Here is a 353-nt window from a genome sequence, read left to right on the forward strand (position 1 = left end):
AAAGCGACAGGTTACTATCTAAATAGATAATAAGCGAGGTTCATTTGTTGTTCTTACAGTAGATTATGATAAAGAAGATAAGGAATTTATTAAAAAGGTTAGACAACTACTAAACACTGACATGTTAAAAAACGACATCCTTAATAATACAAAAGACTAGATTGATGAATGGAAAAAGAAAGTAGATGATAAACAAGGAGTTAAACAGGAGAAAAAATCAATTTCACTGACTGCAGTACAAAAAAAAATTACTAAGAACTGTGATGGAAAGATATTAACCACTTCATTAGACATAATGTAGTTACTTAATATGATTAGAGAGCGAAAGGTCTTCTTGATTTCGTACATTTTGG

It is taken from the genome of Bacillus sp. JJ1773, from assembly GCF_036962035.1.
Classification (GTDB): Bacteria; Bacillota; Bacilli; order Bacillales; family Cytobacillaceae; genus Cytobacillus.